This is a genomic window from Mesobacillus sp. LC4, assembly GCF_053543455.1.
The window spans coordinates 684,831-707,870 of the sequence record NZ_JBGCUB010000001.1; the positions used below are offsets into that span (position 1 = coordinate 684,831).

The following is a 23,040-nucleotide window of genomic DNA, read 5'->3' on the forward strand; positions in this document are numbered from 1 at the left end:
GGGAGGAAGAGCAGGATGAGTTCAATAACTTATAATTTACCTGACGAAAAAGGGCATTTCGGACAATATGGAGGCAGATTCGTACCAGAAACATTGATGCAGGCGGTACTGGAATTGGAGAAGGAATACAACAGGGCTCTGGAAGACGAGGAGTTCCATACCGAATTGCAAAAATTGATGAAAGATTACGTTGGCAGGGAAACGCCATTATACCTGGCAGGAAATCTCACTGAGCATGCCGGTGGAGCAAAAATCTACCTTAAGCGGGAGGACCTCAACCATACAGGTGCCCACAAAATCAACAATACTGTCGGTCAGGCCCTGCTTGCAGTCAGGATGGGCAAACGGAAGATCGTTGCGGAGACAGGCGCGGGCCAGCATGGAGTTGCTACTGCCACAGTTTGTGCCCTGCTGAATTTGGAATGTGTGATTTTCATGGGCAAGGAGGATATCAGGCGTCAGCAATTAAATGTTTTTAGGATGGAACTTCTTGGTGCTAAAGTAATCAGCGTGGATTCCGGAAGCGGAACATTGAAGGACGCGGTCAATGAAGCTCTTCGCTACTGGGTTACAAACGTCGTTGATACTCATTATATCCTTGGGTCTGTCATGGGTCCTCACCCCTTCCCGAAAATGGTCCGTGATTTTCAAAGTGTCATCGGCAAAGAAACAAAACAGCAATTTTTCGAAAAGGAAGGAAAACTCCCCGATGCTCTGGTTGCTTGTATTGGAGGGGGCAGCAATTCAATTGGTTTGTTTTACCCGTTCATCGATGATCAAAGCGTATCTATTTATGGAGTTGAAGCAGCGGGACTGGGCCTGGAGACTGGCAAGCATGCAGCATCATTGTCTAAAGGCAAACCTGGAGTGCTGCATGGCGCGATGATGTACCTTCTCCAGGATGGGGATGGACAAATACAGGAAGCACACTCGATTTCAGCTGGCTTGGATTATCCTGGCATTGGCCCAGAACATAGCTATTTGCATGACCTTAATAGAATCACATATGAATCGGTGACGGATGATGAAGCACTTCATGCCTTTCAGCTGCTCTCAAAAACAGAAGGCATCATTCCTGCTTTAGAAAGTGCCCATGCCATTGCTTATGCAGTCAAACTAGCTGCTGGGATGAGTAAAACTGAAAGTATTGTCGTCTGCCTATCTGGCCGTGGTGATAAGGATGTACAGACAATAAAGGACAGAATGGGAGGACTGAAATGATGGTTAACATTCAAAAAGCTCTTACTGAGAAAGGGAAAAAAGTATTTATTCCTTATATTATGGCTGGGGATGGCGGACTAGAGACTCTGGAAGAAAAGATTCTGTATTTACAGGAATGTGGTGCAGATGCCATAGAAATTGGCATCCCATTTTCTGATCCGGTTGCGGATGGACCTACTATCCAGAAAGCTGGCATCCGTGCGCTAGGAAATGGGACGACATTGCGGAAGGTACTCGAGACTATTCAAACCTTCAAAACTAAAGTCTCAATCCCACTTATTCTGATGACCTATTTGAATCCGATTGTAGCATATGGGATTGAAAAGTTTGCTGAGGATGCTGCGGAGTCTGGCATTTCAGGCTGTATCATTCCTGATGTTCCGATTGAGGAGGAAGAGTTCATTTTCCCAGCGCTTGAGTTGAAGGGAATCACTCTGATCAGGCTAGTGACGCTTACAACACCAGTTGAGAGAATAAGAGAAATCGGATCCATGTCAACAGGGTTCATTTATGCTGTTACCGTAACAGGAATCACGGGTGCACGTAACAATTTCAGCAAGGAACTTGCCGGTTTTTTGAGTATGGTAAAAAGTTCCAGTAAAGTTCCGGTATTGGCAGGGTTCGGGGTTTCGAGCGCAGAACAAGTAAGAGAAGTATGCGAGCATTGTGATGGAGTAATCGTGGGAAGTAAAATAATTGATTTATTTACACAGAATGATTTAGCTGGAATAAAACAGCTTATTTCAACCGTTGAAGAGGTTGGCCTGCAAACTTACAAGTGATTATCAGTGGTCGTTAAAAAACGCCAAAAAAATAGTCGCCGCTGCCATCAAGCAGCGGCTATATCTTTTCTGCGGTGACACAAACTGTGAGTACAGGTCTTACGTCAAGGTAGGAGACTTCAGGGTTTTTGAATCCTGCATCAAGTAAATCTCTACACATACGGTCTCCCAACTGCTTGGCTGTATTTGCAGTCGACCCTTCTTCACGAGGCTGTACCGTTAGGACGATTCTCCCTCCTTGTTTCAACAATTGAAATAGATGCCTTAAGGAAGTCAGCGGCTGGTCCCAAAGTGGATAATTGTTTACAGAGATCATCTTATTGTATTGATGGTCGGGTTTGAAGTCGACAACATCGCCTACAGTCAAATGAACTTTCCCTGTATCAATCCATTCTTTATTCCTCTTTGTTGCTTCCTCCTTCATTTTGGGAGATAAGTCAATACCGTCCATTTCAATTCCGCGGTAATTTGACATTATAGTCATGATTCCGTACCCCGGACCGAAGCCAATTTCGAGGATTTTATCAAATTTATTCACTCGAAGTTTGTTAATACTCCATTTATTTATTTTCCTGTTCTCAAAATACATGATAGTTCCTGCAAGCTTTCCAAGTATGCCTTTTGGCTTCTCGAACTGTTTCGCCATTGAATCGATCATATTTGTCACTCCTGGTTTTTTTACACAGAATAAATCCTGGTTTTTCTTTTATACCAGTAATCCTCTATTTTTAAACTTTTTTGTCCTGATATCAATCAAATGTGGGGTGACTTCGGGAAATATAGACAGTCTATTCTGAAAATTATTTCTCGGGAAAGCGCACAAAAAGACAATAACCTACATTAAATGAGAGGTCTGCGAAAAAAATGACTGAATTTGTCAGATTTAATAACTGTTTTTTTAGTAAAAGCGTGCGATTTGTTACAGTACAATGCAATGTTTGTTGTTTATACTTTAGATAAACATTTCGACCATTATTTTTAAAATTACGAATTAATCAGTTTCAATAAAGGACGTTGAACGAGATGAAAATGTATGAAGCGATTCTCGACATCTTAGGTAAAAAGGGAAATGCGACGATACCAGTGATTTGCCAGGAAATGAGTGAACAAAGTCAAAGCATTATTAGCAATAAACAGGATCTAATAGAACCTTCCTATATAAAAACCCTTGTAAGCAGCAACAAAGAATTATTTCTGATAAAAGATGATATCGTTTCAATAAGACCTGATAAAGAACCGGTCCTCATGACGGTTGTTCTACATGGATATCCAGGTCCTGAAATGAGGGTGAGGATAGATTTTAAAAGGAACATCTTCACGTACTTCGAATGGCATCTTGATTCAAAAGCCTCTCAGCACCTTCAAATAGGGACATTTGGTAGCGTCGAGGATTTTAAAAAGAAGCTGTATCCTTTGAAGGTATGGGAGTGGGAAGAAGATTATCAAACAGACGGCATCGTAGTAGATGGTACCAGCTGGTCAGTAACGTTAAAAACAAAAGGCAGGACCTATGAGAGCAGAGGGCTCGATTCTTTTCCAAAGGACTGGAAAGAATTCTGCCAGGCTGTCAGCATACTCGTGGGCAAAAGATTTTCATGTTAACTGCAGAGCTTCTGCAGTTTTTTCTTTTTAAAATGATAGGATTAGGTTGATTTAAGGTTATAATGGTGAAAAATTAGCGTTTCTTAGGTACAATATAGAGATGTAGTTTCAAACATGCGACCATGGAGGTCAATCGAGAAATGAAAGATATATCAGTACAAGAATTAATCAACTCAAAAGAATTCATACCAGTCGATGTAAGGGCGCCAATCGAGCATCGTGATTCGGCAATACCCGGATCGGTCAATATACCATTATTCACTGATGAGGAAAGAGAAGAAATTGGCACTATTTATAAGCGTTCCGGTGAAGAAGTAGCTAAATGGAGGGCCATGGAGATCGTTTCTCCGAAGCTCCCACACTTGCTGGGTGAGATAAAGGACCTTAAAATGACTGGTGCTGAACCAGTGATCCATTGTTGGAGAGGCGGGATGCGAAGCAGGTCTGTAGCCTCCTTCCTTGAATACGCAGGTATACCCGCATTGCGGCTGGCTGGCGGATATAAAGCTTACAGGGAATACATTTTAGAAAGAATTCCCCAGTTGCTGCCCGAAAAGGCTATTGTCTTGCATGGAATGACTGGAACCGGCAAAACGGATTTATTGCAGGCTCTTCAGGAAAAGGGATACCCTGTTGTTGATCTCGAAAAAATGGCAAACCATAGAGGGTCTATATTTGGCATGATTGGCAAGGGAGAGGCGCACAATCAAAAAACCTTTGACGCTTTATTGTTCGATAGGCTAAATGAGATTAAAGGTTCCGCTTACTTTATCATCGAAGCGGAGAGCAAAAGGATCGGCCGGGCAGCACAGCCTGAGGAGATGCTCCGGAAGAAGTTGAACGGAATCCATTACCTGGTGAAAAGCTCCATACCTGAAAGGGTCGATCGGATTTACAATGAATATGTCCATCCATTTATTGGACAAGCCTGGTTCGAAGAAGAAGTTGCGGAGAAGGTAACAAAGTTGATCAGGCGCATCAATCATGAAATTTCACCATCCCTGGCGATTGCTATGGAAGAAAAAAATTATAAAAATCTGATTGAGATTTTGCTTGTCCATTATTATGATCCACGTTACAACCATGCATTGCTTGAATATAAGGGGCCTTTTACAGAAATTGATGCAGACGACCCAAACGTCATCACAAATATTGAAAAAGAGATAAAGAAAACACTTTCTGGCTTAACAGCGGTTTAAAGATCGATATAAAAAGGTAATTAAGTAGGGAAGGCATTAAAATGCTTTCCCTTTTCCTTTTGACAATAGATCTAGTTAAAATTATTTTGCTTCTGAAGGCTTGAATCACCACGCAAAATTCTGAATATTTGATATATAATTAGAGTGTGGAACACTTCAAACAGGAGGATGAATATGCGCGAATCGAAAAATTGCCACCACCGTTTTTCTTTGCACGAGGAACATGTTGGATTCACTACCAATGATGGAGTAGACATTTTCACAGCAGGAACAAGGTTTCAAAAATGCATCACATGCGGCCATATTGAAATGCCTGTAGAACATAGTGAAATGATTGAGCCTAGTCAGATTGAAAAGAGAAATAATCTTTTTGCACCCAAAAACATGTATGCTACTTTGATGAATTTATAGATGATAAGTAATCAATTTTAAAAACCGGTTTAGCCGGTTTTTTTGTTGTCCTTTTTAAAAGAAAGAATTTTATTGAAATAATAAATGTTGTGAAGGAATTAACACTATATTGATAGTCAAAACCTTTGGTTAAAAGAAAATATCATGTTAATATATTAATGTAAACGTTTGATATCTGAATTATAATATTATTCTTTGAATTGACAGTTAAAAATGAGCACGACAGGGTAACAGATAATTAGTGATTATTAGAATTGGCAAGGGGGTTTTTTTGTGAAAAAGCCAGTTTCGGGAAGCAAGGCAAAATGGCCAGGATTTCATGGGCCAAATCAGGGGTATGTCGAAGAGTTATATGAGATGTTCCTTCAAGATCCAGATTCCGTTGATGCTGACATCAGGGAGTATTTTGAACAGAACTCCAATCTTCAAATTGACGAATCTGAAATTCGGAATGGATCAGAAGCAGCTGCAGGTAAACCAGCAGGATCTCCGGCGAAAATCGCAGCTGCATTAAGATATGCTGACTATATTCGGTCCTACGGCCATTTATCTGCGAATATTTATCCATTGCAAGGTGGCAGCAAGGATTCTCAGCTTGAGGACTATGAGAAATGGGGATTGACTGACGCCGATTTGAATGATATTCCGGTCGACCTCGTATGCCCAAGCGCCCCTTCTTCTATAAGGAATGGAAAAGAGGCTTTTCAATTTCTAAAAAAGGTCTACTCAGATACGATCGCCTATGAATTTGAACACGTAAATGAAATGTCTGAAAAAGAGTGGCTAAGGCAAAAGGTTGAGACAGGTGAATTGATCCCTAAAGTGGATAAAAAAAGAAAGATCAGTTTGTATGAACGTCTTACAGAGGTCGAGAACTTTGAAAAGTATCTGCACAGAACTTTTGTCGGCCAAAAGAGGTTTTCGATTGAAGGCCTGGATACAATGGTACCGCTTCTTGATGAAGTCATTGCTGGTGCGGTGAATAATGGTGTCGAAACGATTAACATTGGAATGGCCCACAGGGGGAGGCTCAACGTCCTTGCCCATGTTCTAGGCAAACCGTATGAAATGATTTTTGCTGAATTCCAGCATGCACCAAACAAAGAACTTGTACCCTCAGAAGGTTCTATCGGGATAAACTTCGGCTGGACGGGTGATGTGAAATATCACCTTGGACTTGACCGGAAAATCAAGTCGGATACTACTGCCAATGCGAGATTGACCTTGGCTAATAACCCTAGCCACCTGGAATTTGCCGGTGCAGTGGTAGAAGGATTTACCCGTGCTGCCCAGGATGACAGGAATGAACCAGGATATGCGAAATATGATCCGGTTAAAGCAATGGCTATCCTGATCCATGGGGATGCTGCATTCCCGGGACAGGGAATCGTAGCTGAAACGTTAAACTTGAGTCGTCTACATGGATATAAAACAGGTGGAACGATCCATGTCATCGCAAACAATACAATCGGCTTCACAACTGAATCAATGGATTCACGGTCCACTCGTTATGCCAGTGACCTGGCGAAAGGATATGAAATTCCGATTATCCATGTCAATGCCGATGACCCAGAGGCATGCTTGATGGCTGCTAGGCTCGCATTTGAGTACAGAAAGACCTTCGGTAAGGATTTCTTGATTGACCTAATTGGGTACCGACGTTTTGGCCATAACGAAATGGATGAACCAATGACAACGAATCCAGAAATGTATGTGCTGGTCCACAATCATCCGACTGTGAAGAAAATCTATGGAAATATGCTTGTAGACCAAGGTTCTATGTCAGAAGAGACACGGACTCAGATTGAGGAAAGAGTCTCAAGCAGACTGACAGAAGCCTACGAAAAGGTTCCTAATAAGGAAAAAGAAGTTAAGAACGAACCTGAAATACCGGAAGTAGTGGAAATGGGAATTCCGCAAATCGAAACTGGGGTGCCAATCGAAGTATTAAAGAAAATAAATAGTGATCTACTTGACTGGCCAGAAGGGTTCAATGTCTTCAATAAGCTGGAAAAAATCCTGCAAAGAAGAAAGGATGCATTTTCTGATAACGGCAAAATCGACTGGGGACTGGCTGAAACTTTAGCATATGCTTCCATAATAAAGGATGGCACGCCGGTCAGACTGACTGGACAGGATTCTGAGAGAGGAACCTTCGCCCAGAGAAATCTGGTACTACATGACAGTGAGACCGGTAAGCAATTTTCACCTCTCCATGTGTTGCCTGAGGCGAAAGCATCATTCTCGATTCATAACAGCCCGCTTTCTGAAGCTGCGGTAGTAGGCTTTGAATATGGGTACAATGTGTTCGCCCCAGAGACCTTAGTCCTTTGGGAAGCACAGTATGGTGATTTCGCGAACGCTGCCCAGGTATTGTTCGATCAATTTGTAGCGGCTGGGAGAGCGAAGTGGGGACAAAAATCAGGTCTCGTCATGCTCTTGCCTCACGGTTACGAAGGACAGGGACCAGAACATTCTAGCGGAAGAGTGGAAAGATTTTTAACGCTCGCAGCCGAAAATAACTGGACAGTAGCAAACCTTTCTTCTGCGGCGCAATATTTCCATATCCTAAGAAGACAGGCGGCGATTTTAAAACAGGAAGCTGTACGACCGCTCGTGTTGATGACACCTAAGAGCCTACTGAGAAATCCTACGGTCGCGGCGGATCCACAGCAATTGGCAGAAGGCAGCTTCAAGCCGATCATTGAGCAGCCAGGACTTGGAGGCCAGCCGGAAAAAGTGGAACGCGTAGTACTTTGCACCGGAAAAGTGAGCATAGATATCGCTGAAAAAATTCAACCAGAAGAGCATGGATGGCTGCATGTATTGAGAATCGAGGAAATCTATCCATTCCCGCTTGAACGATTAAAAGAGATGTTAGGTCGTTATCCTAATCTAAAAGAAATCGTCTGGGTTCAGGAAGAACCAAAGAATATGGGTGCATGGACATTTGTTGAGCCGAGAATCAATGAAGCAGCACCGAATGGGCTGGAATCTTCCTATATTGGCAGAAGAAGACGTTCAAGCCCTGCAGAGGGAGATCCAAACATCCACAAGTTGGAGCAGGCAAGAATCGTAAATGATGCACTGACAAGGACAAATGGAGGAGGAAATGGAAATGGCAGAGATTAAAGTTCCTGAATTGGCCGAATCAATCACAGAAGGAACGATCGCCCAGTGGCTGAAAAAAAAGGGTGATCAAGTGGCGAAAGGCGAATACGTCGTTGAACTGGAGACAGATAAAGTAAATGTTGAAATCATCTCGGACTATGATGGAGTACTGACTGAGCTACTCGCAGAAGAAGGAGATACAGTGAAGGTAGGGGAAGCCATCGCAATAGTTGGCGATCAACAAGGTGGAGCTAATGCAGGGAACGGTTCTGCAGAAGCTAACGCAGGTAGAGAAGCCGAGTCGCCGGATGAGACTGCAGGAGGTTCTGGAAGCGCTGGAGCCGCTGAAACCAGCGCATCTGATGAGCCGACTGCTGCTGAGGGAGGAGCGGATCGAATCATTGCGTCACCTGCTGCAAGAAAGCTGGCCAGGGAAAAAGGCATCGACTTGAACAAGGTAATCTCTCAGGATCCGCTTGGCCGAGTCCGAAAACAGGATGTGGAGTCATATACTCCAGAAACTCAAAAGCCAGCCGGTGAGAAAACAACTCAAAAACCTGCTGCTGAAAAAACGGCTGCGCCAAAGGCTGCTCCTGCCGGAAACTCAAATGATGACGGCCGGGTTGAGCGTATTAAAATGTCACGCAGACGTCAGACGATTGCCAACAGGCTGGTTGAAGTCCAACAGACAGCGGCGATGCTTACGACTTTCAATGAAGTCGATATGACAGCCGTTATGGAATTAAGGAAAAAATGGAAAGATCGTTTCTATGAAGAGAATGATGTTCGTTTAGGCTTTATGTCCTTCTTCACAAAAGCGGTTGTAGCAGCATTGAAGAAAACTCCTTACCTGAATGCTGAAATCCAGGGAGACGAAATTGTGCTCAAGAAGTTTTATGACATTGGAGTCGCTGTCGCTGCGGATGAAGGACTTGTAGTTCCAGTTATCAGGGATGCAGACAGAAAAAACTTCGCCGAAATTGAAAATGACATAAACGAATTGGCTGAAAAGGCCCGCACCAACAAACTATCCTTGAAGGACCTTCAAGGAGGCAGTTTCACAATCACAAACGGAGGCGTCTTTGGATCATTGCTATCAACACCAATCATCAATGGTCCTCAGGTGGGTATCCTGGGTATGCACACCATCCAGCTGCGCCCCGTAGCGATTGATAAAGAACGAATGGAAAACAGACCGATGATGTATATCGCATTATCCTACGACCACAGAATTGTCGACGGAAAAGAAGCCGTTACCTTCCTCAAACGAATCAAAGAATTGATGGAAGACCCAGAATCATTGTTGTTACAGGGATAAAGATTAACAGCACTGCCGGAGTTTTAATCGGCAGTGCTTATTTTGTATGGTTAGGAAAACGGAGTGTATGGGTGTGTGACCCAAAGCTGTCAAGAGAAAGCCCAACTTAAGACATGTTTAGCGGGAAAAGCAGAAAAGCTGTCAAAAGGAAGCCCAACTTAAGACAGGTTTGCCGAGAAAAGAGGAAAAGCTGTCAAAAGGAAGCCCAACTTAAGACAGGTTTGCCGCGAAAAGAGGAAAAGCTGTCAAAAGAAAGCCCAACTTAAGACAGGTTTGCCGTAAAAAGGGGAAAAGCTGTCAAAAGAAAACCCAACTTAAGACAGGTTTAGCGAGAAAAGAAGAAAAGCTGTCAAAAGAAAGCCCAACTTAAGACAGGTTTAGGGGGAAAAGAAGAAAAGCTGTCAAAAGGAAGCCCAACTTAAGACAGGTTTGCCGCGAAAAGAGGAAAAGCTGTCAAAAGAAAGCCCAACTTAAGACAGGTTTAGGGGGAAAAGAAGAAAAGCTGTCAAAAGGAAGCCCAACTTAAGACAGGTTTGCCGCGAAAAGAGGAAAAGCTGTCAAAAGAAAGCCCAACTTAAGACAGGTTTAGGGGGAAAAGAAAAAAAGCTGTCAAAAGAAGGCCCAACTTAAGACAGGTTTGCCGCGAAAAGGGGAAAAGCTGTCAGAAGAGAGCTCAACTTAAGACAGGTTTAGCGGTAAAAGAAGAAAAGCTGTCAAAAGAAGGCCCAACTTAAGACAGGTTTGCCGTGAAAAGAGGAAAAGCTGTCAGAAGAGGGCTCAACTTAAGACAGATTTAGCGGTAAAAGAGGAAAAGCTGTCAAAGAAGGGAACATTTAGTTGAGCAGTAAAAAGAAAACCTGTACGACCACTATTCCATAATAAGCGACCGACAGGTTTAACAGACAAAACCCCTTAATAGACTAGCTTACTCAAAATAACTATCGCTAGTTTTTCCAACTAAAACATAATTCTTCTTCAACACCCTCAAAAACGTCCTCCTACTAACCTTCCTATTACACCACTCAAAAACGGTTTGTGTGGTGATCTTCTTTTCTGGAAACAGCACTTTGATTTCCTCTATGTGCCGCACGACTGCTTTTTCGATTCTTTCGTGTGTGCCGCACTTTCCGCAAATCAGGTCGTATTGATTTATTTCGGTATTCAAGGACCCACATGCACGGCAATGCATTCCCTTTTCTAGTTGTTCATATTGATAGACAGGCAGATTGGAAATTGGATTTTTGACCTGGTGCAGTGAAAGCAATGTTTGGGCGAGTTTCTTGTGGCTTTCATCCAATTTGGAGGGAGTGTTATTCAAATCTATTAGGAACCGATTAATTTGTGTTGGTAAAATGATAGGTTGGTCCAATGGGGCCTGGTAGAGGGTAAATTCAGGGTTGTTGAAGACGACGGTGGCACGGACTAGATGATTCATCTTGAGGTTTTGCAGCAGCTGCCGGAACAGGGTTTCACTTCGTTTCAATTGAATAACGGGGTTTTTGTACTCTCTTCCACTATGGATTGAATATAATTTTTCCCCTTCGAGATAGTAATCACCTTGGTGATATTTGATGTCGATAAGATAAACTGCATCTTGTGCAATGATCACTTTATCCAGCTGGAAATAAGAATTATTCACCTTAAGAAGGAGATCGTCGATAATATACCTTTCTTCCGCGAGGTTTTCGGTCATCTGGTCAAAGAGCACTTCTCCAGTAAAACCCTTTTCCATAGTCCATAGCTGGAACTTATCCTGCGATGATAATTCCATTCTGTTGTTTAAATGCCGTAATGCGATTAATTCCATTGGCTCAGTGCGTGCTTTTAGTAGCATGGTCCACTTCCTTTCTATAAGCTAATTTTAATCTATACTTAGAATTAGTTTTGTGAATTTTTTGTTAACTTTTTTTAAAAATAAATCCGCTTAGCCGGACCTGTTGCAGCAAAGTGGGTATTTTTTTCGAAGTAACCAAAAATCCGCTTAGCCGCAAATGTTGTAGCAAAGTGGGGGTATTTTTCTCGAAGTAACCAAAAATCCGCTCAGGCGCAAATATTGCAGCAAAGTGGGTTATTTTTTGTAAGTAGCCAAAAATTCCGCTCAACCGCAAATGTCACAGCAAGTTGGTTGATCATTTTACGAAGGAACAAAAAAACCGCTCAACTGCCAATCTGGCAGCAAGCGGCTTTGTTCCCAGTTGTTCCAGCTCATCATCAACGGTTCTTAAATGGTTTGAGTCCTCTTTTGGAGATTTCTGTTTTAAGTATTTTTGCCCATTCTTTATCATTTTCCGACTTTAATGCATCACGATACGAGACCACCAACTGTTCATTGCTCATAATTTTCATTTGCATTCCTCCTCGGTAAGAATGGATTGAATTTTCAAACTATATTGTATAGTTTCATTCATTGTAAAGGTTTATTAAGGATTTGAAAACCCATTATGAAGAATTTTTATTAGAAATTTTTTCTTGTTTTGGAAGGGGTCTTTAACCTCGAAAGGACGAATATTTTAGTCTTTTATCAGTGGAACCTTATCAAAACCACCATAGCCACATTATTTAACAAAAAAAGCTTGCATTTTACTTTTGAAAAATATAATATATACCCATAAGGGTATCTGGTGGGGATTTGATGCTCAACATAATCATTTTATCAACGGGAGGAATTATAAATGGGTATGCAAGCTATTACTGCTGAAAAGTTAAATGATTGGGTAGTAAACAAAAAAGAGTTTTTTATTTTTGACGTAAGGAATGTAAAGGATTTTGAAGACTGGAAGGTTGAAGGGGAAAATATTGACTATCTGAACATCCCTTATTTTGATTTGATTGATGGTGTGGATGAAGTGGTTGATCAGCTTCCTAAGGATAAAGACATCGTGGTGATTTGTGCCAAGGAAGGATCTTCTGTAATGGTTGCTGAAATGCTTTCTGATGCTGGATTTGACGTGTCTTATCTTTCTGGCGGAATGAAATCGTGGAGCGAATACCTTTATCCTGTAGAGGTTTACAAGGATGAAAAAATCAAAGTCCTTCAATTCATCCGCGTTGGCAAAGGCTGCCTTTCTTACATGGTTCTATCTGAAAACGAGGCGCTAGTTGTGGATCCATCCAGGTTCACGAACCGTTATACTGACATTGCTAAAAACGAAAATGTCAAAATCACGCACATCGTGGATTCTCACCTTCATGCTGATCACCTTTCCGGCGGCAAGGAACTGGCGGAAGTAACAGGTGCGAAGTATTACCTAATGAAGAGTGAAGGCGCGGTATTTGACTTTGAAGCGCTTGAGCAGCATGATAAAATTGAATTTGAAAACATCACACTTGAAGTTTTGGCCGTTAAGACACCTGGGCATACCCCGGGAAGTGTTTCTTTCTTTGTGAATAATAAACTTCTTTTCTCAGGCGATACTATTTTTGTAAATGGTCTTGGCCGTCCAGACCTTGGCGGAAAGGCTGCTGAGTGGGCAAAAGACCTGTATGATACAGTTTATAGAAAGGTTTCGCAAATAGCGGATGACGTTATTGTATTGCCAGGACACTATGCTGCCTTTGATGACGAAGTGAACGCGGAAGGTTTCATTGGAAGCCAGTTAGGTTTGATCCGTAAGCAAAACGAAATCATGGCTGGCAAAACAATTGAAGAGTTCGTCGACCATGTAGCACAATCCGCATCAAGTGAGACACCACCAAACTTTGAAGATATCGTTGCGATCAACCGCGGCGTAAAAGAAGTGACTGCAGAAGAAGCAATGGAGCTGGAAATCGGTCCTAACCGATGCGCAGTACATCACACACATTAAAAATACAAAGCTATTTTAGCTTTTATTATCGATTTCGTATGTTACGAAAAGAGCCAAATTAAAAGAGGAAAGCACCGCTTTCCTCTTTTTAAGTCTGAGGAATGCTTGTGAGGTGAGAATTTTGGAAGAAGAAAAAAATAGAGCGAACCACTGTGCAGGCGGATCCTGAGGCATTGGTCCAAACCGTACAGCTGAGGAGGAAAAAGGGAAATTCTCTGGTTTTCCCCCTATATGACCGGCCACGTACGTATGGCTCCTGGCAGGAGTCATTTATTTGATTTCTAAGTTGTTCTAAACATAACCTCCCTGTAATTAAAGGGAGGATACATATGCTCTTTTACAGATTCAGGAGGGAAATTTAGCATGCTGGATGTACTAGTAATTGGAGGCGGGATTTCAGGAGGATCAGCTGCAATTTACACTTCCCAGGGCGGGTTGTCGACGGCAGTCATTGATTCAGGGAAATCCCAGATCAAACAAGTTTCAAAGTTATTTAATTATCCTGGAGTAAAAGAAATTACCGGTTCAGAACTCCTGGAGAATTTGAAGGAACAAGCACTTGCTTCGGGGGCTGAATGGTACGAGGGTACAGTGGAATCTATCGACCAAAATGAGGACGGCTATTCAGTCATTATGACAGACGGAAAAGAATTGGCTGCAAAGTATGTGGTTATTGCCACGAACCTTCAAACTTCATTGCTAGAAAAGCTTGGCTTCGAGTTAGCGGTAAATGAAAAGGTACCTAGCGGGAAAATTAAAAAGGTTTTGGGAATGAATCACGATGGAACCACGAAACTCCAAAACCTTTATATCACCAGCTTATTAGCGGGTCTTTCAAGTCAATCTGTCATTGCCGCAGGTCATGGCGCTTCAATCGGCATTTCAATTGTGTCAAAGGAAACAGGAAAAACTTATATGTGGCATGATAAGTAATGGTGAAAGCGGGGAGTGTTCCCTGCTTTTTTATTATATTTTTTAGTAAAAAGGAAGGAATGTATTTTAAAAATATTGAATATTCAAACTAGAGTGTTATAGTTAAGAGTAAACGCTTACATAATTTAACTTATTTAGGAGGTTAGTTGAATGGAGAATCTGCTGCCATACACTGTAGGTGAGTTATTGGAGGTCCAAGCTAAAAAGTATCCGGAGCACGAAGCAGTTGTTTATGCGGACCGTGACTTGAGGATGAATTACAAGGAGTTCAACATACTGTGCCGCAAAGCTGCTAGAGGTTTGATGAAACTGGGTGTGAAGAAAGGTGAGCACATTGCTGCCTGGTCCTCTAATACGCCGGAATGGGTAGTGTCCCAGTTTGCCACTGGAAAGATGGGGGCAGTCCTTGTGACGGTCAATACAAATTACCGAACGGCCGAATTGGAGTATCTATTAAAACAGTCGGATTCTACGACAATCATATTGATGGAGCAATTTAAGGATGCTTCTTATATTGACATGGTCTACGAGATTGTTCCGGAGTTGAAAACGAGTGAGCCAGGTAAGCTTGAAAGCAGCACTCTGCCATACTTGAAAAATGTGATTGTAATGGGAGAAAAGCGTTTCCCGGGCACGTACAGCTGGCAGGATATCCTGGATATGGCTGGTGATGTGACAGAGGAAGAACTCGACGAGCAAATGGCCACTTTGAAGCAGAGCGATGTCATTAATATGCAGTATACTTCAGGTACGACAGGATTTCCTAAGGGAGTGATGCTGACTCACAGCAATATTGTCAATAACGCATATAATGTTGCATCAGCAATGAAGCTTACGGATCAAGATAGATTGTGTATCCCCGTCCCATTTTTCCATTGCTTCGGCTGTGTAATGGGGACGCTCGCTTGTGCCACTGTAGGTGCTACAATGGTACCGGTCCAGGAGTTCAGTCCAAAAGCAGTTCTTGAGACTGTCGAAAAAGAAAAGTGCACTGCGCTTCACGGAGTGCCAACTATGTTCATCGCTGAGCTGAATGATCCGGATTTCGGAAAATACGATTTGTCCTCCTTGAGAACCGGCATCATGGCTGGATCGAATTGCCCAATTGAAGTAATGAAAGCGGTCAATGAGAAAATGGGCGCTACAGAAATTACAATTGCATACGGCCAAACAGAATCCTCTCCGGTTATCACACAAACCAGGACGAATGATCCACTGGAATTGAGGGTGGAAACAGTAGGTAAAGCCCTTCCTGAGGTTGAGGTAAAGATTGTCAAGCCAGGCACGATGGAGGAAGTTCCAAGAGGAGTTCAGGGTGAACTATGCACTCGCGGTTATCATGTGATGGATGGGTATTATAAAAATCCTGACGCAACAAGGGAAGCAATAGATGGCGAAGGCTGGCTTCATACAGGAGATCTGGCAGTCATGGATGAAAACGGCTATTGCCGAGTAACGGGCAGATTAAAAGATATGATCATCAGGGGCGGGGAAAACATTTATCCGCGTGAAATCGAAGAATTCCTGTACAGACATCCGAAAGTCCTTGATGTCCAGGTAGTAGGCATCCCAGACAGCGTGTATGGCGAGGAAGTCATGGCTTGGATCATTTTAAAGGATGGAGAAGCTGCCACAGCGGAAGAAATCAAAGAATATTGCAAGGGTAAAATTTCAAAACACAAAATCCCAAGATATATCGAATTCACGGATAGCTATCCAATGACCGCATCAGGTAAAATTCAGAAGTTCAAGTTGAAAGAGCAGGCGTTGGAAGCTGTGGAAGAGTTGAAGAATGTATAAAAGAGAGGATGGAATCGAGGGATTCCATCCTTTTCCTTTTTAACTATACAGTATGGTTCAAAATGTCTAAAATGAAGCTTAGGTATATCTGGGAGGTCATACAATGCTGATTAGTGAAAAGAGTTTTAAAATCAAGGACTTGCATTACATCATTCGTTCTGCGGTCGAAACAGATGCGGAGTCATTATCTGAGTTAAGGCTGAAAATTGATGGTGAAACTGAAAATCTTGACCGTGAACCAGGAGAGGCATTCATTGATCCGCAAGGCTTTCAAGCACTCATAAAAGCGGATTCGGAGAGTGACAGAAACCTATTTTTGGTGGCTGAAACTGATGGAAGGCTTATCGGCTTTTCAAGATGCGCTGGAACTGAACTGAAGAGATTCAGGCATAAGGTTGAATTCGGGGTAGGTGTTTTAAAAGAATTCTGGGGATATGGTATCGGCAAAAACCTTTTACAGGAATCGATTTCATGGGCAGACGAGAATGGAATAAAAAAAATGACTTTGTATGTGATGGAATCGAACGAAAATGCCAAGAAGCTTTATGAAAAGTTAGGCTTTGAAGTGGAAGGCCTCTTGAAGGATGACAAGCTTCTATCTGATGGGAAATATTATAATATGATTGTTATGGGGCGCATAAATAATGTTGATGAGGGGGTTAGCAATGAATAAAACTTTACAGGAAGCTTTTAATCAATCAACCTATCAGTTGACCGGCAATGGCTCACGAAATGTCCAGGTATTAAAGGATGCATTTGAAAAAGTCGATGGGCAGCTTGATAGTGATCTTTACGGAGAAGGAAAAGTAATCGGGGATTTTCAGGACAAGATGGCTGCGTTCCTCGGCAAGGAGAAGGCTGTTTTCTTTCCGAGTGGAACGATGGCACAACAGATCGCATTACGTATTTGGTGTGATGAGAAAGGATTGCCACAAGTAGCCTATCATCCGTTAAGTCACCTGGAAATCCACGAGGAAGACGGACTAAAGGAATTACATAATATCAAAACGATCCTCATAGCAGATGAAACCCGTGTCATCGAGCTTAAAGATGTAGTATCCATGGAGGAGTCGGTTGCTTGTCTATTGCTTGAATTGCCGCAAAGAGAAATCGGCGGGCAGCTTCCAAGCTATGAAACTCTTGAAGATATATCAAAGTATTGCCGAAAGAAAGGTATTAGGCTGCATCTTGACGGAGCCAGGCTCCTGGAGGTCTTGCCTTATTATAAGAAAACGGCTTCGGAAGTTTGCGAACTATTTGACAGTGTCTATCTCTCTTTTTACAAGGGAATAGGGGGGATTGCAGGTGCAATCCTTGTGGGTGAGGAAAATTTATCGCTAAATCAAAGGTATGGAAAAGGCGATATGGTGGAGATTTGATTAGCCTTTACCCATATATTATTTCAGCAGATTATTACTTCAATCAGAAATCACACAAAATGCCGTTGTATTATGAGAATGCAAAGGAACTGGCGGACTTCTATAATTCATGCCATACCGTATATACTCTGCCCGAAGTTCCTGTTTCGAACATGTTTCATGTGCATTTCCCACATTCCAAAGAGGAAATCGAAACAGGCTTAATAGAAGTAATGCGCAAAACAGGAGTGGGGTTTGTCAATCATCTAAGGGCAACAGGAGAATCTTCATGTTATTTTGAAGTAAGTGTTGGTGATCGTTATGAGAAAGTTCCCAAAGATGAAGTGAAAAGAGCCTTTCAAAAGCTTGACGAATGGATGATGAATAAATTTCCATCATGATTTTTTAAAATTAGCAAATATTTAAGACACTATTGACGAAATTTAGAACGGCATTTTGAACATTTTGTTACAACTGCTCTGGCATTATATTAATTAATATCATAACTCCCTATAATATAGTGTATATACCTGAACCTATCGGGTTTTGGGATAATGGGGGTATGGTCTTATGAAATGGCTTTGGGTTTTAATGCTATCGACTATAAGCGTACTATTCCTTTATAAAGGAATTGAGCTTTGGTCGGTCATTGACCATGTGGATGGGGATGGAATCGGAATAACCTTTTTAGGGTTCAGCATTAACGATAGAGTTTTAAATGAAAGTATATCGGGTTATGCACTAGGGTTTACGATTGCATCGATCATACCATTCCTAGTTGCAGCGAATATTGCTCTTAGGGAAAAAATAAAAAAGAATTTGAATGCAGAAAAGATATAGATTAAGCCTGGCTCATGAAAGCCTGGCTTATTTTTTTCCAAGAGAAGATGTTACATCCGTTACAGGACGGGAAGTATAGTAAAAAACAAAGAATGGAGGAACGATAATGTGCGGAAGGTTTTCATTGTTTGAGGATATTGGTTCCTTAAAAGAACAATTTCAATTCGATTTCCCGGATGACCTTGATGCCAGGTACAATATCGCTCCTGGACAGGACATCTTGACAGTGATCGATCATGGAGAACGAAGAATAGGTACCAGGATGAGGTGGGGATTGATTCCCTTCTGGGCAGAGGATGAAAAAATAGGCTATAAAATGATCAATGCACGTGCCGAGACAGTGAATGAAAAAGCGAGCTTTAAGCATGCTCTTAAACAAAGACGTTGCCTGATCCTTACTGATGGTTTTTATGAATGGAAAAAAGAAGGGAAACAGAAGCAGCCATACCGTTTTGGGATGAAAAATAAAAAACCTTTTGCTTTAGCAGGGCTGTGGGAAAATTGGAGTAAGGACGGGAAGGAGATTACTTCCTGTACGATTATCACGACCAGTCCAAATGAAGTCACTGAAAAAGTTCATGACAGAATGCCTGTGATTCTTCCTGAAGACAAGATTGATCTGTGGCTTGATTCTTCTGTTTATCAAACTGAAGAACTTAAAAAGCTTTTGGTTCCCTATGAGGCTGGCTTCATGGAAGTTTACCCAGTTTCGACCAGATTAAATTCGGCCAAAAATGAAGGTAAGGACTTAATTGCTCCAATAAACAGCTTGTAAAAAAACACTCTTACACTCTTCGATGTTTAATACAAGTCTTGATGGTGGTATAGAAAGACACAGCCAAACACCAAGATGAAAAACATCCTGGAAAGAGGGGTTCACATGAATGGTTTTACTAAAACAGGATTTTACGAGCTGATTTACAAGAATGAACGTTTTTCTTTTTTACAATATATTCGAAAAGATGTAATATGTGATATTTGCTATATAACTTTGAAAAATGTAATTACTGGTGAAACAATGACATTTGATCAATCAGAAGTGCGTGGTCTGAAAATAGCAGGGGAAGAAGCGAATGCCAGCTAACTGTTGCCTAATGGATCATCTTTTCTTTATACTGTAGTATAGAAACTTATTTAAAGGAAGTGCAGAAGATGATTCACTCCAACTGGCATGAGCGCGAAACAATGAAGAAACTGAAATGCGTTCACACAGATGCAAAGAAATACATTGTAAATGACAAGCTGACATCAGGAAAGGTATATGATGTCAAAAACGAGACTGAGGAATTTTATTTCATAGTTGATAATTCAGGCAAGGTTGGCGGATATTACAAAGATTATTTTGAAGAGGTAAAATGAGTTAGCAGGCTGCACTGAAAATGTGCCGCCTGCTTTTTCGTTCATAGTAGGAATTCCCAGAATATATTCCTTGGTGGTATGATTAATGAAAAAACGACCAAACAGGGAGATGGGAAGATGGATGAAAAAATCATTCTCGAAGGGAAAACTGTGAAGCTGTTGCCGATGGAAACCAATCATCTTGATGGTTTGTGGGATGCTGGTCATAATCAGTCAATATGGGAATTTACAGCTTCGAAGGTCAGAAATAAAGCCGAAATGAAAAAAATCATTGGATCGGCAATAGCAGAGAGGGAGAAAGGAACCCAACTTCCATTTACCGTTATTGATAAGAAAACGGGTAAAATAGTTGGAAGCACAAGGTTCATGGATATTTCAGAAGTTCATAAATCACTTGAAATCGGCTGGACGTGGTACAGCCCGGAATATTGGAGAACAAGGATAAATACTGAATCAAAGTTTCTTTTGCTCCAGTATGTTTTTGAAACAATGGGATTAAATAGGGTGCAGTTTTGTACTGACTCCAGGAATGTACGCTCCCAGGCTGCTATTGCTCGTATAGGTGCCGTAAGAGAAGGGGTGCTCCGCAAGCATCGAATCATCGCTGATGGTTATGTAAGGGATACCGTTGTTTTTAGCATTCTGAAAGAAGAATGGCCAGAGATTAAAAGAGGGTTACAGGAAAAAATGAAGTGAAATCAGGAGCAAAAGGAAGGTTATTTCTTTGGTATATTTAGGAGTTGGGCTTGGGGGAATGTTAGGCAGCCTTTTGCGATACTTGGTCAGTCTAAGTACAAATAATATTTTTAATAATGGGTTTCCTATGGGAACGCTGATCGTCAATTTTGCTGGCTCGTTATTCTTAGGTTGGTTTACGGCCCGCATCGTTGAAAGAAGTAAATGGAACCCTGTGCTGATGGCAACTATAGGTACGGGGCTGACAGGGTCATTCACCACTTTTTCAACCTTCAGTTTAGAAACCATGATAATGATTGAGAAAGGCAGTATAGGATTTGCAGTATTCTATGTGCTTCTCAGTGCCGTTGGGGGCCTGCTTCTTGCGACAGCAGGCTATAAACTTGGTGCAGAACGTGGCAGGGAGGGTGCAACAAAGTGAATGGGTTTTTAATTGTAGCCTTAGGCGGGATGGCAGGAGCCCTCTCAAGGTTCTGGGTTCAAAAAGTAATACCTAAATCAGTTTTGCCGACAGCCACACTTACTGTGAACCTTCTTGGGTCTTTTTTGCTCGGGTGGATTGTCAGTGAAGGAATCAATGCGAACCTTTATCTTTTTGCTGCCACAGGCTTTATGGGATCGTTCACCACTTTTTCAACTCTGAATGTTGACTTAGTGAAATTAATGAACAACAAACAAAGTAAGCCGGCCATGGTCTATGTGCTCAGTACTTATATCGGCGGTCTCATCAGTGCAGCAGCAGGGTTATATATAGGCAATCTATTATAGAAACGAAAAACACCAACTTGAACTGCACCCTCATGGTTAGTGATATGTCTAACAATTTAAGTGCAGTGCATTCTGGTGTTTTTTCATTGGTTATTATTTTAATTCTTTTTTCTTCTTCAAAAGCTCTGATAGGTCCTTATCGAGTTGCTCATATCCAGGTTCATCCCTTGTCATGAAAGACAGCCTGCCAATTATGGCGTTGATTTCATTTTGCAGTACCATCAATTGCTCTGCTTTGTCCTTACCGTCTGGTTTAGGCAAAGAACTTTGGCTGTTCAACTCTTTCATGCCGAATTCTTTTCTGCTGATCTTTCCGTTATCGATCACTAATATTCTGTCACTGATTTTCTCTTGAAAATAAACATCATGGGAGACTACCAGGATCGAACCATGGAAATTCAATAATGTTTTTTCAAGACTTTCCCTGCTGGCAAGGTCGAGGTGATTCGTCGGTTCGTCCAGGATCAGCAAATCGATTTCAGCCAACAGCATCATCACAAGCTTCACTCTCGTCCGCTCACCAAGACTCAGGTGGCTTAATGGTACGATAAGCTTTTCTTCTGGGAGCCCCATATTGGCAAAAATAGTCCTCGCTCTGCCAATAATTTCTCTGTCTGAAAGTCCAGTGTACTCAAGTGCCGTTTTATCTTGTGGGAGGTCTGATACATCCTGGCTAAGGTACCCGATTTTTAATGTCCCACTGACCCAAACCTCACCGGATGTTGTTTTTTCTTCACCTAGCAATATTTTTACCAGAGTAGATTTCCCGCTGCCGTTTTTGCCTAAAAGGGCCATTCTTTCCCCGTGGTTCATGTAAAAATGGCTATCTTTAAACAAACAGCGGGTGCCGAAGGACTTTGACAGGTCGCGAGCTTCTAAAATACGTTTCCCTTTCTTTCGGCCATCCTTAAATTCGAAACGGACCTCCGCCTCTTCCTTGGGTTGTTTTACCTCATTTTTTTCAAGCTCCTGATTCAACCGTTTCATCTTCGACTTTATTTGATTATCCATCTTCTTTGCCTTCATCCGATGGTATTCCTTATAGCCGATTTGCCTTCTTTCAGAAGGAGAACCTTGTTTCGTGGAATCCCTGTGGGCTTTTTCTGACCAGTTTTTAAGATTAGCCATTTGCTGTTCAATTTGTTGCTTATGTTTTTGCTGAATTTCGTATTGATGAAGCTGGATTTCATACAGTCTTTCTTTTTCCTTGCGATAAGAAGTGTAATTACCTTTAAATAAGCTAGTCAAACCATCCTCAATTTCGATTATTTCTGTAACGGTTCGGTCGAGGAAATATCGATCATGTGAAATGATGACAACGGCCCCTTTGAAATTATTCAATTCGTCGATCAGCCATTCTACACCCTGCAAGTCCAAGTGGTTTGTCGGCTCATCCAATATAACAAGTTCGGGCCTGCTTGCCCATACAGCCGCGAGTGATATTTTCAGCTTTTCTCCGCCGCTTAACTTATCCCAATCAGTATTTGCCAAATCAATTTCCTTATTAAGTCCTAACTGGCTTGAAAGCTGAAAGAGATTCCCTTCCATAAGAGAATAGCGATCCTCCAATTCATGAATGGCATATTCTGTTGATTGTTTTAGATAACCGATATTCAAGCTTCTGTTAAAAGTGTCGACCATTCCTTTGTCAGGGGTTAGACTAGCATTTATGATGTTTGCTAAAGTTGTCTTACCAGCACCATTGTTGCCCACAAGGCCAATTCGGCTGTCTTTTTTTATATCCAATTCAGCATTTTTCAGTATTTGCTTCTCATTAAAGCTCTTTTCAATACCTCTTATTTTCATGATTGTCATAAAGAATTCCACCTTTCGTTT

General features: G+C 41.7%; 22 protein-coding genes and 1 pseudogene. 19 read left to right on the forward strand and 4 right to left on the reverse strand.

Annotated elements, in window-relative coordinates; genetic code table 11:
* Window positions 1–15 precede the first annotated feature (15 nt).
* Together trpB and trpA are read left to right on the forward strand one after the other, a co-directional pair.
* A complete protein-coding gene (gene trpB / locus AB5I83_RS03555) occupies window positions 16–1,221 on the forward strand; it encodes a tryptophan synthase subunit beta (RefSeq protein WP_448972856.1) in 1,206 nt (401 codons plus the stop codon).
* Complete coding sequence (gene trpA, locus AB5I83_RS03560; RefSeq protein ID WP_448972858.1) at window positions 1,218–2,003, forward strand: tryptophan synthase subunit alpha; 786 nt, start codon at window positions 1,218–1,220, stop codon at window positions 2,001–2,003. The genes trpB and trpA overlap by 4 nt, the downstream gene beginning before the upstream one ends.
* A gap of 58 nt (window positions 2,004–2,061) precedes the next feature.
* On the opposite strand, the gene AB5I83_RS03565 is transcribed toward trpA, so the two are convergent.
* Window positions 2,062–2,661 carry a methyltransferase domain-containing protein gene (locus tag AB5I83_RS03565; RefSeq protein WP_448972860.1) on the reverse strand — a complete coding sequence of 200 codons (600 nt, stop codon included), beginning with the start codon at window positions 2,659–2,661 and terminating at the stop codon, window positions 2,062–2,064.
* Between the two features lie 365 nt (window positions 2,662–3,026).
* Here AB5I83_RS03565 and AB5I83_RS03570 point away from each other — a divergent pair, with 365 nt between their 5' ends.
* From AB5I83_RS03570 to odhB, 5 genes are all read left to right on the forward strand, one after another.
* Window positions 3,027–3,605, forward strand: coding sequence for a hypothetical protein (locus AB5I83_RS03570; RefSeq protein ID WP_448972862.1), 579 nt, complete (start codon window positions 3,027–3,029; stop codon window positions 3,603–3,605).
* Between the two features lie 140 nt (window positions 3,606–3,745).
* Complete coding sequence (gene mnmH / locus AB5I83_RS03575; protein ID WP_448972864.1) at window positions 3,746–4,804, forward strand: tRNA 2-selenouridine(34) synthase MnmH; 1,059 nt, start codon at window positions 3,746–3,748, stop codon at window positions 4,802–4,804.
* A 174-nt stretch (window positions 4,805–4,978) separates the two neighbouring features.
* A complete protein-coding gene (locus AB5I83_RS03580) occupies window positions 4,979–5,215 on the forward strand; it encodes a hypothetical protein (RefSeq protein ID WP_167833667.1) in 237 nt (78 codons plus the stop codon).
* A gap of 273 nt (window positions 5,216–5,488) precedes the next feature.
* A complete protein-coding gene (gene sucA, locus AB5I83_RS03585; RefSeq protein WP_448972866.1) occupies window positions 5,489–8,347 on the forward strand; it encodes a 2-oxoglutarate dehydrogenase E1 component in 2,859 nt (952 codons plus the stop codon).
* Window positions 8,334–9,644 carry a 2-oxoglutarate dehydrogenase complex dihydrolipoyllysine-residue succinyltransferase gene (gene odhB / locus AB5I83_RS03590; RefSeq protein WP_448972868.1) on the forward strand — a complete coding sequence of 437 codons (1,311 nt, stop codon included), beginning with the start codon at window positions 8,334–8,336 and terminating at the stop codon, window positions 9,642–9,644. Before sucA ends, odhB begins: the two co-directional genes overlap by 14 nt.
* Before the next feature lie 925 nt (window positions 9,645–10,569).
* Here the strand turns inward: odhB and AB5I83_RS03595 are convergent.
* Both AB5I83_RS03595 and sda read right to left on the reverse strand, forming a co-directional pair.
* Window positions 10,570–11,478, reverse strand: a complete 909-nt coding sequence (locus tag AB5I83_RS03595; protein ID WP_448972869.1) for an NERD domain-containing protein — start codon at window positions 11,476–11,478, stop codon at window positions 10,570–10,572.
* Window positions 11,479–11,855: 377 nt separating this feature from the next.
* Entirely contained in the window at window positions 11,856–11,990 is a 135-nt protein-coding gene (sda, locus tag AB5I83_RS03600) for a sporulation histidine kinase inhibitor Sda (RefSeq protein ID WP_226085172.1), read from the reverse strand.
* Window positions 11,991–12,316: 326 nt separating this feature from the next.
* Between sda and AB5I83_RS03605 the strand changes: the two genes are divergently transcribed.
* The 12 genes and pseudogenes from AB5I83_RS03605 (at window position 12,317) to crcB (AB5I83_RS03660) (ending at window position 21,204) form a co-directional block, all read left to right on the forward strand.
* Entirely contained in the window at window positions 12,317–13,450 is a 1,134-nt protein-coding gene (locus AB5I83_RS03605) for an MBL fold metallo-hydrolase (RefSeq protein ID WP_448972871.1), read from the forward strand.
* A gap of 363 nt (window positions 13,451–13,813) precedes the next feature.
* Complete coding sequence (locus tag AB5I83_RS03610; RefSeq protein ID WP_448972873.1) at window positions 13,814–14,383, forward strand: NAD(P)/FAD-dependent oxidoreductase; 570 nt, start codon at window positions 13,814–13,816, stop codon at window positions 14,381–14,383.
* A 159-nt stretch (window positions 14,384–14,542) separates the two neighbouring features.
* Entirely contained in the window at window positions 14,543–16,183 is a 1,641-nt protein-coding gene (locus AB5I83_RS03615; RefSeq protein WP_448973900.1) for an AMP-binding protein, read from the forward strand.
* Window positions 16,184–16,286: 103 nt separating this feature from the next.
* Window positions 16,287–16,856: an N-acetyltransferase family protein gene (locus tag AB5I83_RS03620; RefSeq protein ID WP_448972875.1), complete on the forward strand. Its 570-nt coding sequence runs from the start codon at window positions 16,287–16,289 to the stop codon at window positions 16,854–16,856.
* A pseudogene (locus AB5I83_RS03625) lies at window positions 16,849–17,942 on the forward strand (threonine aldolase family protein). Before AB5I83_RS03620 ends, AB5I83_RS03625 begins: the two are co-directional and overlap by 8 nt.
* A 169-nt stretch (window positions 17,943–18,111) precedes the next feature.
* Window positions 18,112–18,381, forward strand: coding sequence for a hypothetical protein (locus AB5I83_RS03630; RefSeq protein WP_448972877.1), 270 nt, complete (start codon window positions 18,112–18,114; stop codon window positions 18,379–18,381).
* 106 nt (window positions 18,382–18,487) lie between these two features.
* Window positions 18,488–19,156 (forward strand): SOS response-associated peptidase, encoded by a 669-nt coding sequence (locus AB5I83_RS03635; RefSeq protein ID WP_448972879.1) that lies wholly within the window; start codon window positions 18,488–18,490, stop codon window positions 19,154–19,156.
* Between the two features lie 105 nt (window positions 19,157–19,261).
* Window positions 19,262–19,465, forward strand: a complete 204-nt coding sequence (locus tag AB5I83_RS03640) for a hypothetical protein (protein ID WP_448972881.1) — start codon at window positions 19,262–19,264, stop codon at window positions 19,463–19,465.
* Between the two features lie 68 nt (window positions 19,466–19,533).
* Complete coding sequence (locus tag AB5I83_RS03645) at window positions 19,534–19,740, forward strand: DUF6501 family protein (protein WP_448972883.1); 207 nt, start codon at window positions 19,534–19,536, stop codon at window positions 19,738–19,740.
* Window positions 19,741–19,857: 117 nt separating this feature from the next.
* Complete coding sequence (locus AB5I83_RS03650; RefSeq protein ID WP_448972885.1) at window positions 19,858–20,436, forward strand: GNAT family N-acetyltransferase; 579 nt, start codon at window positions 19,858–19,860, stop codon at window positions 20,434–20,436.
* Between the two features lie 28 nt (window positions 20,437–20,464).
* Window positions 20,465–20,857 carry a fluoride efflux transporter CrcB gene (crcB, locus tag AB5I83_RS03655; protein WP_448972887.1) on the forward strand — a complete coding sequence of 131 codons (393 nt, stop codon included), beginning with the start codon at window positions 20,465–20,467 and terminating at the stop codon, window positions 20,855–20,857.
* Entirely contained in the window at window positions 20,854–21,204 is a 351-nt protein-coding gene (gene crcB / locus AB5I83_RS03660) for a fluoride efflux transporter CrcB (protein ID WP_448972889.1), read from the forward strand. Before crcB (AB5I83_RS03655) ends, crcB (AB5I83_RS03660) begins: the two co-directional genes overlap by 4 nt.
* A 93-nt stretch (window positions 21,205–21,297) precedes the next feature.
* Here crcB (AB5I83_RS03660) and abc-f read toward each other — a convergent pair whose 3' ends face one another.
* Window positions 21,298–23,019, reverse strand: a complete 1,722-nt coding sequence (gene abc-f / locus AB5I83_RS03665) for a ribosomal protection-like ABC-F family protein (RefSeq protein ID WP_448972891.1) — start codon at window positions 23,017–23,019, stop codon at window positions 21,298–21,300.
* Between the last annotated feature and the right edge of the window lie 21 nt (window positions 23,020–23,040).